Here is a 13,495-nt window from a genome sequence, read left to right as displayed (position 1 = left end):
TTAATCCCAAGAGTAACTCACAGAAGCAAAGTTCAATTTTATAATGGGAAATATGACAAAAGCAGGTTAGCTATATGCAAATCTACTTGAATTCCATTATAGATAAAATAGCCATCAAACTAATGGTTCTTTTTGTGTTTATGTGACATCACTCATAGTTCCCAATCCAGTTATCAGCCCATATATTGATAAATAACTAATATGAAAGGGGGAGCTCTCTCTTGGCCCAAAACAAACAACTGCCTGCAAGACCCAAGGTACTGCAAGCTCAGCCTCAAGTAATCAAAATCATTCCCCTAACAGGCTCAATTGGTGATATTCAAACAAATTCAGTGAGCAACCGCGTTTATTTCGTCCGTAATGGGACTGATGTCGGTGTATTAGACGGCCAAACGAATCAGGTCATTGGCAACGTAAAAGCAGGTGATGGTGCAACATTTTTAGCAATTAATGAGCTAACTAATCGGATCTACTCAACCAACTTTCGAGATGCCACTGTTTCCGTTATTAACGGTACGACTAATCTACCCATCACGACAATTCCCGTCGGTGAACGTCCTTTCGGCATTGGTATCCACAAGAAAAGCAATCGCATTTATGTAGCAAACTCGAACGGTACAATAAGCATCCTTAGCGGCAGTGATAATCGCGTACTGAACACCCTTCAAGTCGGTGGATCACCTGCACTTGTTGGAATCAATGAACGTACGAACCGCATTTATGTGACCAATACAGGTAAAGATTCCGTCCATGTGATCAATGGCCAGACTCAGAAAGTCATTTCCACCATTAAAGTGGGGAAGAATCCCATTATTTCACCAGGCGTGAATGAGAGAACCAATCGTATCTATATTGCGAATAATTTAAGCCGCTTCCTTTCCGTCATTAATGGGAATATCAATAAGAAAAGTATTCCTGTACAACTCGGACGTCTGCAAAGCGAGTTAGCCCTTAATTCTGTCACCAATCGAATCTATGTGACAAGCGCGCAGGAGGAAGGCCCTGGCACATTATATGTCTTAAGCGGTCTCACCATTCGTTTATTGAAAACGCTGAAAATACCGCCCTTCACCTTCATTCTTGTTAATCCCCAAACGAATCACTTCTTTATCAGCGATACCGAAAGCAATAAATTATTCGTCTACAATGGTCGCACCAACACACTCATTACGACGCTTCACACGGGTGAGCCAGCAGGTAATATGGCATTGAATACTCGAACAAATCGGCTCTACGTTGGAAACGAGTCCGCGATCACCGTTGTTCAGGACCGTAAATAAAAAGCAAAAGAACCCCAAGTGCCACAACACAGTGGAATGAGAGGTTCTTTGTCGCTTTCTTTATTAAACATCCGTCATAACATCTAAGTTGATCTACTTCAGAGAACGCTCTTTATTATTAGATAAAGTTCGATTTCTGTAAGTTTCTCCCCATTGTTTCATACTGAGAATGAGCGGCTCCAATGTTTTACCAAACTCTGTTAACGAATATTCCACCTTCGGCGGCACCTGCTGGTACACTTCACGATGAACAATGCCATCATTTTCGAGTTCCCGAAGCTGCAGAGTTAGCATACGCTGCGTAATCAACGGACAAATACGACGAAATTCATTGAATCGCTTCGTTCCATCAATTAGATGATAGAGCAGGACACCCTTCCACTTTCCACCAATCACATCCAAGGTGAATTCTACTGGGCAACCTTCGCCTGTCGGACAAGGCCCAAATCTACCTTCACGTGCTTTCATTTCTTCTAGCCTCCTATAGTATACATAATGATGCTATATGCATATTTCGCTTATATATAACTTTGATTTTATCATAACTTGCTGACGCATTCGAATTAATTGATGCCTTGATATCAGTTGCCTAAATTGAAATAAATAAGGAGACGATTATAATTTAAAGAGAGATAAAGAATCTTGAAGGTCTTCGGCTAATCGTGCCACATCGCTGAAGTCGCAGCGACTTCTTCCATCGTCGCGTTTTGCCCACCAGTTGACGCGTCCACATCCTGCGTATGCTCGGAGCATTCCCGGCTACATTAGAGATCACGTTCAGGTCGCGCACGACCTGCTCCGTTTCCGGCCGGATCAACAAAGCGTCTTGAACAGCTTTTTGCGTAATTTTATGTACCTTATCGCTTGAGCCGCGAATATACTGGAAAGCGTTTCCGACCTTGCCAATGATGACGGTACCCGTAGCCGCCCCCCAAACATGCACTTCGTTGACATTGAGAATGTTTATCAATAAAATGAGACGAGTACTATTTTTGTAAAGGAGTGTCTCCATTCATGGTCATTGAAACGCTATCCATTGTCGTAAAAGAAGGATTTTCGGATCAGGTTGCCCAGCGCTTCTCGGCAGAAGCCGCTGTTGAAAAAGCGGAAGGCTTTGTAGATTTAAGCGTTCTTGTCAAAAAAGCCCGTAAAGGCGAAGAAGAAATTATCGTCATGATCCGCTGGGAAAACGAAGCAATGTGGAAGCAATGGGAGCTAAGCGAGCCCCATCTGGAAGGTCACCGCCAAGAGCGTAAACATGGCAAACCGGACTTCGTCCTCTCGTCCAAGAGTGATGTTTATACGGTAAAGGCAGTAAAAAAGCCCTAAAAGCCCTAATCCCTTAGCTTATGTAAGGCAAAAGCCTCCACCCTTTATTTTTAGGTAGAGGCTTTCATAGGTTGAAGCTGGATCTTACGTCTCCTGGCTGATAACAGTAGAAAATAGCCAAGCGTTACAAGCGTACAGATAAAGACATCCACCCCAATCAGCAACTGATAATTCTGAAAATAATCAAATGAAGCGCCCCCGATTAACGCACCTAGAATACTGCCGCCTTGATGAAAGAGGAGCAGGAACCCGGTTTGCTTCCCCTTCCCTTTGGTGTACTCATTCACGATAAGTAAGCCCCCTGGAATTGCACTCAAATACGTAATCCCAAATGCTGCGGCAAACAGGACTGGTGACCAGCCTACGTGCAGGAATAGAAAAGTAAATCCCATGATGCGAATACCGTATAAAATAGTCATGAGCATCAGCTTATTGAAGCGGTCCAACAAATAGCCAAAAACGAGCGACCCCGTAATTTCTAAAATACCAAGCACGCTCATGGATAGCGCAATCATGCCTGGCGTTACATTCGCCAACTGATGGATGGCGACCAAGTTCATTTCGACGGTTCCCATGTTGAAACCGCACGTAAACAATGCGCAAGCAACCACGAAAAAGATGGGCAGATGCAAAGCCCTTGCCTTGAGAGATGAACCAACCGACTGCGACATTTCCTGTTCTTCCATAGGCGGAAGCTCTTGAACGCTCTCTGCCTTGTTCTGCTGCTGGGGACTCTTAATGCCCAACCAAATCATAGGCAATGCAATAACAATCCCGAGGATGAATGAGGCCAGAAAAGCATCTTTCCAAGTTAACCAGCTTGAGGACACAAAGATTGGGGTACTGACTGCCAGCCCCACAGAGGAGGCGCTCGCCAACAGCGCGGTGGCTTTGGCCCGGTGATGTTGAAACCAATCGAACATCAGCATATACGTTGTTGTCGTCCCAATGCCGATCAACCCTGAAATAACCCCATAGCCAATAAAGAAAACGATCGGCTGATGTCCCAGCACTACAATGCCTGTACCGATTATGCCCATGAGGGCGCTAGTCAGCATCACTTTCTTAGGGCCGTATCGATCCACGAGCCATCCCCCTAGAGGCGCACAGCAGGCGGCAATTAGTAAATTGGTGGACCAGGCCATAGAAATAAATCCTCTACTAATTTGTAAGTCCTCTGCTATCTGCACTTGGAAATAAGCCATGATGAACCTCGTTAGCGCCCCTACGAATCCGATAACCCACAAGGTCCCCAATCCTATCCAAGCATGCTTAGGTTCCTTAAACCATGTTTGATTCTCCATTGTAACCCCCCTCATGCGTTCACACAAGATACCAATCGGTATCTTTTTTTTATAATAACACAGATACTTTTATTTTCAATAGGGGAAGCTCATTTGTTATACTATACTTACATTTATTTGTTTAATGGGGGATCACGATGCAAAAAGGAGAAAACACCCGCAGGCACATCATCGCCAAATCGGCCGAGCTCTTTAACCAATATGGGTACTCGGGCTCATCGCTATCTGCGATTACGGAGCTTACAGGTATTAAGAAAGGCGGCATCTACCGCCACTTTGCAAGTAAAGACGAAATTGCTCTTGAAGCTTATAACTACGCTGCTAATATTGTTGGTGGTCAGTTAAAGGAAGCTATTACTCAAAAAGAAACAGCTTCTGACAAGCTATTAGCTTATTTGCGTGTGTACGAGAATGTCGTCAATGCCCCTCCTTTTATCGGGGGATGCCCGCTTCTCAATGTAGCCATTGAAAGCGACGATGCTCATCCCGTCCTACGCCAAAGAGCCCAGATGGGCCTAAAGGGCACACTGGACGCGATGAAAGCAATTATTTCTCAAGGCGTGCAAAGCGGAGAATTCAAAATGGACCTCGATATCGACGCCCTGGCTACCTTTACCCTATCAACCATGGAAGGTGCCGTGATGATGAGCAAGCTTGAGGGTGACAATCGACATATACGGATGAATATCGAGAGTCTTTCCACTTATTTAAAACAGGCTTGCCTACGTTCACCAGCCACAAGCCATCCTTAACTAAGAAGGAGCATGCCCTGCTAAAACGAGCAGCTCTTCTCTATTCTCAACCTTTAATGCAGTGGCTAGGGCCATCACCACCTCTTCCGTAGGTTGAATTCTGCCATTCTCGATGGCATTCAGAATGGAATAGCTGATACCGGCTTTTTCTCCAAGCTTGCGGATCGTCAAATCCTGCTGCTGCCGCAGCTCTTTTAATTTATGTCTAAATTCCACTGGATTTCCCCCTTCCCCTTCCTTAGTAAGCGAATCGTTATAACTGCACGTTGCCTATAGCAGACTATACATCACTCCTCACCATCTTCCTAGGTATCCGGGTGCTTAAGTGCTTGTATGATTGGCATCGGAATCTATTATTAGTTCGTACTCCCTTCGTTAAACCGGAGTGATGCCGCTTCTGTGAACGCATCAGGGAGTGTATAGATGAAGAAAAGCAATCCGGGCTCCACGCCTGGATTGCTTTTCTGGCTAACTTTATAATTACGGCAGTAAAACTACATACTCACCATACACATAAGCTGTTTGTCCCTCATAGGAAACCTTGACCCATCCGTTCTCGATATCAAGTACTTCAAGCAGCGTATCCTTCGGTACCGCCGTATAAATCTTCGCTGACGGAGAAGCTTTAGCTCGTACATTCAAATAGTAAGCTGTAACCTTGGCTTGCTTCAACACTTCCGCTGTTGGTTCTTCCACAGCAGGAACACTTGGCTTTGGCTGCTCTACTGGAGTCACAATCGGGGCTTTTCTTGCCTGATTCAGCTTCTGGTAGAGATCGCCTTTCGTTGTCACAGCCGCAAACAACGCTGGACTCACTTTGGCTTTCTTCGAAAGCTCAGTGATTTCTTCTGCTGTAGCAGAATCTTGAATATTAATAGAGGCTACATTCGTGTACTTGCCATCCTCCGTTTTCGGAATAGCTAAAATACCCGCATTAATCAATTGAACAACATCAGCACGCGCTGGTGCTTGGGTATCCACGCCTGTAATCTTCCAGTTATTATTAATCTTCGGCTCGTATACGCCATTCTTTACATCTTTCAAATAAGCAATAGCTCGATTGCGAATAGTTCCACCCATTTCACCGAAAGCATTCGCATCCTTTGAAGACCATAGTTGTTCGAAAGTCCGGCCTTCGAGAGCTCCACCCTTTGCTTTAAGAGCATCCATTCGGTACGCATTCATGCCGAGTTTAACGGTATCCCCTGCTTGCACGGAATCTCCGTTCATGTACTTGAGGTTCGCAATTCGACTGCCATAAGGCTTTGTGAGATCAATGTCATACGTCACTCCGCCGAAGAAATCATTCGTGCTGTATTTGGATGCACGCCTTTTCTTATCGAAACTAACCGTTACGTCTCCTGGACGCGTAGAATTGAAATAACCTACAGCCCACTCCATATAGTCTTTGAGATCTTTACCCGTAACTTTATAAACGGTGACCTCTCCAAGAGCGAACTGATAGTTGTAGGCGATATCTTTTTTCTTAATAGGCCCTACGTCCAACCGAGCTTTATCATTATCGATCTGATGAGCGACAACGTCGGCTTTGCTGTAATACAACATCACTTCGCTGAAGAAGTCGGACAGTGGAGTCTCTTGAATTTGTACGCTCGGAATGCCTTCAATTTCATTCTGTGGCACAAGATTCGTCCCCTTTAACTGAGCCACCTCGATATTGGCATCCGCACGCGCAAATTCATGATACGGTTTCAATGTCGTCTCCAATTCAGGATCGGATACTTCCGTCTTCCCGTCGGCACTTTTCACAGGTAATGCTGTGGCTTGCTTGTTCTTCAACACAACCTTACCCGCTTGTTTCGTGAAGGTCAGGTCGATGCGCGAAATGTGCGTTCCGTATTTATCTGGCTCGGAGATAAGCACACCATTAACTGTTTCCGATTTTACCAGCTTGTGCATGTGACCTGCGAAAATAGCCGCCAACTCAGGATTTGCGTTAGCAATATCCGTTACACCCGTGCCTGGCTTCCCGTTCTCATTATCCAGCCCCATATGCATCAGTCCGACAATCACGTCCACTTTGCCTTCTAGCTCTTTAATCGCTTTCTTCGTCTCATCTACAGGATTCTTCACAACAATCCCGTTCAAATGATCCGAGCCTTTCTCAAAATCGGTAACCATAGGTGTATCCATCCCAATGATCCCGACCTTAACGCCAGCTTTCTCAATAATCGTATATGCAGGCATGAAGCGTTCGCCGTTTTCTTTATAAATATTGCCTGCAAGGAGCTGCCCATTATATTGAGAAGAAACCTTCTTCAATACATCCAAGCCAAAATTAAATTCATGATTGCCCATTACCCAAGCATCATACTTCATCTCATTCATTGCTACCATCATCGGTGACTTGGGCTGATCATTGAACAGTTCCGCTGAGTTGTCTTGAATCATATCCCCTGCATCCAACAAAATGGTATTCGGATTTTCTTGACGAATCTTCTTAATCATTGTGAACAGCTGTGTCAGACTCCCGCTTTGATTCGGACCGTCAAGGGCATAATCCCAGGGCATAAACCGTCCGTGGATATCGGAAGTGCCCAGCAATGAAATCGTCGTCTCAGGCTCTTCTGCCTTAACACTTGGCAGAGGGCTTACGAGACTAGCGGCTCCTAACGTTAATGAAAGAGCTAGACCTACGTACCCCTTTAAAGAAAATTTTCGCATAAATTAGCTGTCCCCTTTTTTGTTAAGGAATTGTAAAGGAATTACACCACTCATTCTATCTTATCTATCTTAGGAATGGAACCGCTTTAATCTTGTTCTACTAGATTTCCCCATATCAACTACTAAAGCTCCTCTCATATCGTAGAGGTAGAACAAAGCAAAAAAAGCCCCTAGAGGCCATTTGCTTTCTTCTAATCGGAACTAGCCTTCGATCAGAAGAGGCAATGGCTCATAGAGACTTTTCGAAAAGTTGTCGGTTCTTGTTTTACAAGTGACGACCTGTTATAAATCTATTTTTCCAGTAACCAGTGTTCATATCGTTAATTATGACACCTGAACTCTTCGTGTTGCTGATGAATTTCCCGTTCCCAATATAAATACCAACGTGATTAATCTTGCCTGGCGTGCCTACGCTAAACATGACCAAGTCACCTTTGCTAAGCTTATTTTTGCTCGACACCCGTGTACCGACACTCGCTTGCGCGCGTGATCCCCACGGGATTGTGATCCCATTTTGCTTGAAAACAAGCTGTGTGAAAGCAGAACAGTCTAAAATTAGATGCTGCGTATCTCTAATCCCAAATTTGTATTTAACTCTACCTATATAGGATTCTGCTGTTCGGACGACCTTAGTTGTCACCGCTGAGCTTGCTGCACTGTAAGCAGTTGTCACATCAGTTGAGGTAGCAGACGCAGCATGAGCCGACTGCGGATTCAAAAGCATACTTCCTGAAGTCAATAAGGAAAGACTAAGGCTTATCCCGACTAACGATTTGGCAAGGCGGTTCTTTTTCATTGTTTGCATGATTGGACTTCCTCCTTCTGGATCGTGGTGTTAGGCTTGCACCTGATAGTACCTTAGCATATATCAGGTTACCTAATATTTACCGATCAGAGATGAGAGTCAAGCCCAGCCTAGCCTTGCTATCCATTCTGAGAGTTTGATGAAAATTGGATGAGCGTCCATCCCTTGACATGCGTGTTTTGTGGTTGCCACAGCCATATAAGCGTTAAAATAGCTAGTATCTACCTATAAAATTTTGCTCAGAAAGGCTTGTGTGCGTTCATGTTTAGGCGAATCAAAGATTTCGGAAGGTATCCCTTCTTCGACGATATAGCCACCATCCATGAAGATGACTCGATCCGCCACCTCGCGAGCGAAGCCCATCTCATGTGTAACAACAACCATCGTGATGCCTTCATGGGCTAGTTCCTTCATGACAAGCAATACCTCGCCTACCATTTCAGGATCCAACGCAGAAGTGGGTTCATCAAACAGCATCACACGTGGGTTCATGGCCAGCGCGCGAGCAATCGCTACACGCTGCTGCTGTCCTCCAGATAAGCGTTCGGGGTATTCATCCCGTTTGGCGGACAAACCAACCTTTTTTAAAAGCTCCATGGATTTTTGTTCATTTTGCTGCTTATTCAACTTTTTAATAAATTTAGGCGCCAACATAATATTCTCTAATACCGTTAGATGAGGGAATAAATTGAAGAGTTGAAACACCATTCCTACATTTTCGCGTAATTTATCGATATTCGTTTCAGGTGAAGTAACTTCTACATCCCCAATCACTACTTTGCCGCTAGTTACTTCCTCGAGAAGATTCAAGCAGCGAAGAAATGTACTTTTACCAGAGCCGGACGGTCCGATAACGCAAACAACTTCTTTTTCCCGAATGGTTGTAGAAATATCCTTTAACACTTCGTTGGAACCAAATCTTTTCTTCAGGTTTTCAACAACGATCATTTTAACGCAAACCTCCTTTCAAGCATGCGAGATAGCCGGGATAATGCATAAATAATTATGAAGTAAAAAATCCCTACAACAGTCCATATCTCGAACGCGCGGAAGTTGGATGAAATGATAATTTCACCGCTCTGCGTCAGTTCCTTGATCCCAATAACCGAGAGCAAGGAAGTATCTTTAATGCTTACAATGAATTGGTTCACAAAGGCAGGCAGCATACGGCGAATAGCTTGTGGCAGCACAACCAGTCTCATTGTTAAATATCTGCTTAGTCCTAGCGATCGAGCAGCTTCCGTCTGACCATTGCTAATGGACATAATCCCCGCTCGGAAAATCTCAGCGATATAAGCCCCAGCATTTAAGCTAATGGCCAAAATACCTGCCGTCTCTGCGGATATTCGAACATCCAGAAAAACGGGCAATCCAAAATAAATGAAAAAAACTTGGACCAGAAGCGGCGTTCCCCGAATAAGATCAACATAAACCGATGCAACGGCACGAAGGAATTTATTTACAGACGCACTCATTAATCCCGCAATTAGACCTATAATAAATGCAATAATTAAAGAAATAACGACAATCTTCAAAGTAATTAGAGAGCCTTGAACTAAAGTGGGTAATGCATCCAACATAACTTGAAATGAGGAAGTCAACGAATCCCCGCCCCTTCTATTCACTAATTAATTCTATTGCCGCCCTTTGGCAAGAAAGAGCGGCCGCATATGATTTACTTAGAGGATGTTGCCATATAGCTATTAATAATTTGATCTAATTTACCGCTATCTTTCAGCTTCTTCAGGCCATCATTGATTTTATTCAACAAATCAGGGTTTTCCTTGCTTACTGCGATACCGTACAAGTCACCATTCAAGCGATCTCCAACAATTTTCAGCTTCGAATTAGGATCAATCGCAATTTTATAAGAAATAACTGGGAAATCCTCAATTGTAACATCCGCGTTCTTGTTGGCGACCTCTTGGTACATCGAAGGACTATCATCGAAATATTTGACTTCCGCGCCATATTTTTTACCTAGTTCATCCGCAAGCTTAGCGCCGGATGTTCCTTTTTTGATCGCGATGGTTTTACCCTTTAAGTCCTCAGGACTTTTAATTGTCGTATTATCCTCACGAACGACGAGTGAAAGACCTGCTTTGTAATACGAATCCGATAGATTCACGACCTGTTTACGCTCGTCTGTAATACTTATACCCGCAAGTGCGCCATCCAATTGTTTAGCTGTAATAGCAGGAATAATTCCTTTGAAATTCATTGGTTTCAGTTCAATCTCGAAGCCTTCTTCTTTGGCAATCGCATTGATCAATTCGATATCAATCCCTACGTACTTCCCATCTTTTTCGAATTCGAAAGGAGGGTAAGTCGCATCCGTACCGAACGTGTATTTTTTAACTACATCGGGTTTCTTGGTCGGCTGAGCAGTATCTACAGCCTTGTTTGAATTCGGTGTGCCACAAGCGCTAAGAGAGAATGCCAATACGGTCGCCAATAAAACTGTTCCTAATTTTTTCATATGAATACCCCTTTTCATTTTTGTTAGATTTTATATAGTTGCCCTACACATACACGAGATACGATGAAACCTGCTCCGTTATTTTGACCGAAAGATGTACTTTGGATACCTGCCGCGAACAATAGGTTCGCTTTGGTTATGAGCTTCTATCCTCCCTCTTCGATCACACAGATTTGGTTTCTAGGTTTTCTGCTACGTTTTTATAGTAATTCCTGCCCTACACAACCCTACATGATCCTACAAAAAAATATCCCGCCATATGACAATTAATTTTACATGTAAGCTTTTTTCGTGAGGTTTGACCCTCACATTATTTAACTATTGACATTTGTATCCGTTTGCATAAAATATTAAGCCGTTTTTTGTGTGATGTTATATCACACTCAAGCATCATTCACCTCGAATCGCTTCGGTTCTTATTCCAACATAAAAAAGGAACCCAAACCCTCAATCTGGCCTAATCCCTCCAGAACAATGGTTCAAATTCCCTAACCGCGTACCCGCGCTCTCCCTATTTGACTAATGTTTCATTTTCTCTAGTGTCTCTAAATAAAAAACATGCAAAAACTTTTTAATATTCACTTTGCTTTTTTCAGATTGAAGCCCGTCGTCCATTTCCTTCATTTTCAACCTGACATCTTGAAAATCAAAGTACAGCGGCGAATAGTATTCGAATTTAGGATTGCTATAATCCGTTAAGCCAATGGAAGCGAGGTTCGTTAACGCGGCCAGCACCGTCCTTCGAATCCGTTGTTCAATCGTTTTACTCTCTTTCTCAATCTCAGCTTGGCTTTGTTTATAGGTACGAGCCACAGATTCATATAATTCTCTAAGTGGCGGCAAATCAAGATTTGCCTTCCGATGCTCAATTAAATTTTCCATAATGGATATGATATCTTTGCTGCCATTTTCACCGATAATGCCTAGATCCATGAGGATCAATTTGACACAATCACGGACACTGTTTCGTTCTTTACGGGCCATTGGCAAATCGAAACCATCCATTTTGGCCAGTGATTGCTTGATTTCAATGATATAGTGCTCATACTTCCAGCGTTCACTTACTCTAAACAGAACCGCTTCAACTTCCACACGATTAATCGGCTTATGAATAAAAAATTCGATTCCATTCTGGTAGGCTTGTCCAACCATGTCTTTATTTTCAATTTGTGAGATCATGATGAATTTACCCTTAAATCCAGCCTCGTTCAATTGGGCTATCGTCTCAATTCCATCCTGATCGGGCATTAGTAAATCAATCAGCACGACATCCGGTTTCGTCTCAAGTGCCATCCGAGCACCCTCGGTTCCCCCTTCTGCCATGCCAATGACAACGCCAAGTCCACAATCCTCAATAATATTTTGCAGCATCCTTCTGCTAACGGCATCGTCATCAACAATAATGAAAGAAAGCGACATCGATTACCCCCCCTTTTTTAATTCATATGTCGGAAGACAAACAACCATTTTGGCGCCACCAGCTTCTGAGGACTTGACTGCGATGTAACCTCCCAAGGAACGAACAATATCTCGTACGTGAGATAACCCAATCCCTGTAGCCGCTATGCCTTCTTGATTGAACTTGGTTGTAAAGCCGGGCTCGAAAATAATGTCCTTGTCTTGCTCGGGTATCCCTTTGCCATCATCAGAGATCATAAATAGCGTTTCGTTATCTTGTTCAAAAATACGAAGGTGGATCGTCCCCTGTAAGTCGATAGCTTCGACCGCATTCGCTACCAAGTTATTAAGTATCGTTAAAATGGGGATGTAATTCTTAATATTGTAGTCATCTCCCATATCTTTTTCTATCCTGATTGTTTTCTTCAGCATCTCGCTATATTCCTCATTACCCTTAATAACAAAGTGGAGGATTTCCGAGAGATTCATATCAACGATGATCTTACTATCAAACAACTTTAATATCCCCGCTAAAATACGCTGAGAATCCTTCTTTACCTCATGAATCTGCTGAGCAACTCCCAGCGCCTGTTGACTATGGCTAGTCAGGCTCTGCTCCTTTAATTTCCGATAGAGATCAAAGCTATGCGCAGTAATTTCCTCAATCGTATCCATTGATTTTTTCAAATAAAAGGCTTCTCCATAAAGCCCAGCGCCGATATTGAGCATTTGCTCCATTCGTTTTTCCCGCTCTGCATGAAGGAAACGCATCTGACTTACCGCAATGCTGCTATACAAACCAATAACGAAAAAGCTTCGCACAATCGCAGTTATCAATAAAACAAACCACGCATGGAATTCAAATACCGTCGTCCCGAGCAGCGTACCGCGAACCAAAAGTTCTGTCCCATTCGCTACAAAATCGATGAGCGAGACGATTCCGCCTAAAAGGAGAGGGTGGAACTCCGTGATTCGGGATTGAATCCTACTCATCCCAAAGCCAAACACAACATAGTAGAAACCCGCTGCAAGGTTATTTTGCAAACTCTCGATCACGGAGAAGGAATGGGTAAGCAGCATCCAGTCCCCAGCCTGAAAAGCCACATTAACTAAGCCTGTAAGGATGCCAGCTTTTATATAGGATAAATGACGCATGAAGAGTAACAGAAACAAGAAGGTGCTTACCCCAAGACCAATCCGAAAAAAATCGCCGCTGAACGGGTTAATCTTGAAGCCTTCCCCAATAGCTGCAGAGAGGGCGATAACGAATATTTGCAATTTTTCATTTTTGATAAACGTCTGCATCCTCAGATTCACTCCTGTTAAAGATTCATCCCCCAAGATCCTTCATAAAACGAAACTTTCTATGGTTATATACACTAACACACATTCAACAAGATAAAAATCCACATATTTATACATATACATGCTTAAATGTTGATAAAGCTCAAGCCCCCTGATCT

General features: G+C 43.4%; 14 protein-coding genes. 3 read left to right on the top strand and 11 right to left on the bottom strand.

What is annotated here, in order from left to right:
- Positions 1-221 precede the first annotated feature (221 nt).
- Complete coding sequence (locus GK047_RS15710; RefSeq protein ID WP_163948456.1) at positions 222-1,280, top strand: YncE family protein; 1,059 nt, start codon at positions 222-224, stop codon at positions 1,278-1,280.
- 93 nt (positions 1,281-1,373) lie between these two features.
- Here GK047_RS15710 and GK047_RS15705 read toward each other — a convergent pair whose 3' ends face one another.
- On the bottom strand, positions 1,374-1,748 hold the full coding sequence (locus tag GK047_RS15705; protein WP_163948453.1) for a winged helix-turn-helix transcriptional regulator: 375 nt from the start codon (positions 1,746-1,748) through the stop codon (positions 1,374-1,376).
- Between the two features lie 154 nt (positions 1,749-1,902).
- Positions 1,903-2,292: a hypothetical protein gene (locus GK047_RS15700; protein WP_163948450.1), complete on the bottom strand. Its 390-nt coding sequence runs from the start codon at positions 2,290-2,292 to the stop codon at positions 1,903-1,905.
- Positions 2,293-2,294: 2 nt separating this feature from the next.
- On the opposite strand from GK047_RS15700, the gene GK047_RS15695 reads away from it, so the two are divergent.
- Positions 2,295-2,609: an antibiotic biosynthesis monooxygenase family protein gene (locus GK047_RS15695; protein ID WP_163948447.1), complete on the top strand. Its 315-nt coding sequence runs from the start codon at positions 2,295-2,297 to the stop codon at positions 2,607-2,609.
- A 50-nt stretch (positions 2,610-2,659) separates the two neighbouring features.
- On the opposite strand, the gene GK047_RS15690 is transcribed toward GK047_RS15695, so the two are convergent.
- Complete coding sequence (locus GK047_RS15690; protein WP_163948444.1) at positions 2,660-3,913, bottom strand: MFS transporter; 1,254 nt, start codon at positions 3,911-3,913, stop codon at positions 2,660-2,662.
- 137 nt (positions 3,914-4,050) lie between these two features.
- On the opposite strand from GK047_RS15690, the gene GK047_RS15685 reads away from it, so the two are divergent.
- The gene (locus GK047_RS15685; RefSeq protein WP_163948441.1) at positions 4,051-4,665 is read left to right on the top strand and encodes a TetR/AcrR family transcriptional regulator; all 615 of its coding nucleotides are present in this window, start codon (positions 4,051-4,053) and stop codon (positions 4,663-4,665) included.
- Here the strand turns inward: GK047_RS15685 and GK047_RS15680 are convergent, their stop codons facing one another.
- The 8 genes from GK047_RS15680 to GK047_RS15645 all read right to left on the bottom strand — a co-directional run bounded on the left by GK047_RS15680 (position 4,666) and on the right by GK047_RS15645 (position 13,337).
- On the bottom strand, positions 4,666-4,881 hold the full coding sequence (locus GK047_RS15680) for a helix-turn-helix domain-containing protein (RefSeq protein WP_163948438.1): 216 nt from the start codon (positions 4,879-4,881) through the stop codon (positions 4,666-4,668).
- Between the two features lie 264 nt (positions 4,882-5,145).
- Positions 5,146-7,350: a 5'-nucleotidase C-terminal domain-containing protein gene (locus GK047_RS15675; RefSeq protein ID WP_163948435.1), complete on the bottom strand. Its 2,205-nt coding sequence runs from the start codon at positions 7,348-7,350 to the stop codon at positions 5,146-5,148.
- A 265-nt stretch (positions 7,351-7,615) separates the two neighbouring features.
- Positions 7,616-8,155, bottom strand: a complete 540-nt coding sequence (locus GK047_RS15670; RefSeq protein WP_163948432.1) for a C40 family peptidase — start codon at positions 8,153-8,155, stop codon at positions 7,616-7,618.
- A 225-nt stretch (positions 8,156-8,380) separates the two neighbouring features.
- A complete protein-coding gene (locus GK047_RS15665; protein WP_163948427.1) occupies positions 8,381-9,103 on the bottom strand; it encodes an amino acid ABC transporter ATP-binding protein in 723 nt (240 codons plus the stop codon).
- Positions 9,100-9,756, bottom strand: a complete 657-nt coding sequence (locus GK047_RS15660) for an amino acid ABC transporter permease (RefSeq protein WP_163948424.1) — start codon at positions 9,754-9,756, stop codon at positions 9,100-9,102. The genes GK047_RS15665 and GK047_RS15660 overlap by 4 nt, the downstream gene beginning before the upstream one ends.
- Positions 9,757-9,830: 74 nt before the next feature.
- On the bottom strand, positions 9,831-10,634 hold the full coding sequence (locus tag GK047_RS15655; protein ID WP_163948421.1) for a transporter substrate-binding domain-containing protein: 804 nt from the start codon (positions 10,632-10,634) through the stop codon (positions 9,831-9,833).
- Positions 10,635-11,153: 519 nt separating this feature from the next.
- Positions 11,154-12,053, bottom strand: coding sequence for a response regulator (locus GK047_RS15650; RefSeq protein ID WP_163948418.1), 900 nt, complete (start codon positions 12,051-12,053; stop codon positions 11,154-11,156).
- A 3-nt stretch (positions 12,054-12,056) separates the two neighbouring features.
- Positions 12,057-13,337 (bottom strand): ATP-binding protein, encoded by a 1,281-nt coding sequence (locus tag GK047_RS15645; RefSeq protein WP_163948415.1) that lies wholly within the window; start codon positions 13,335-13,337, stop codon positions 12,057-12,059.
- Positions 13,338-13,495 lie beyond the last annotated feature (158 nt).

The sequence above is a fragment of the Paenibacillus sp. SYP-B3998 genome, assembly GCF_010820665.1.
Classification (GTDB): Bacteria; Bacillota; Bacilli; order Paenibacillales; family NBRC-103111; genus Paenibacillus_E.
This window is presented reverse-complemented; position numbering and strand designations above follow the sequence as displayed.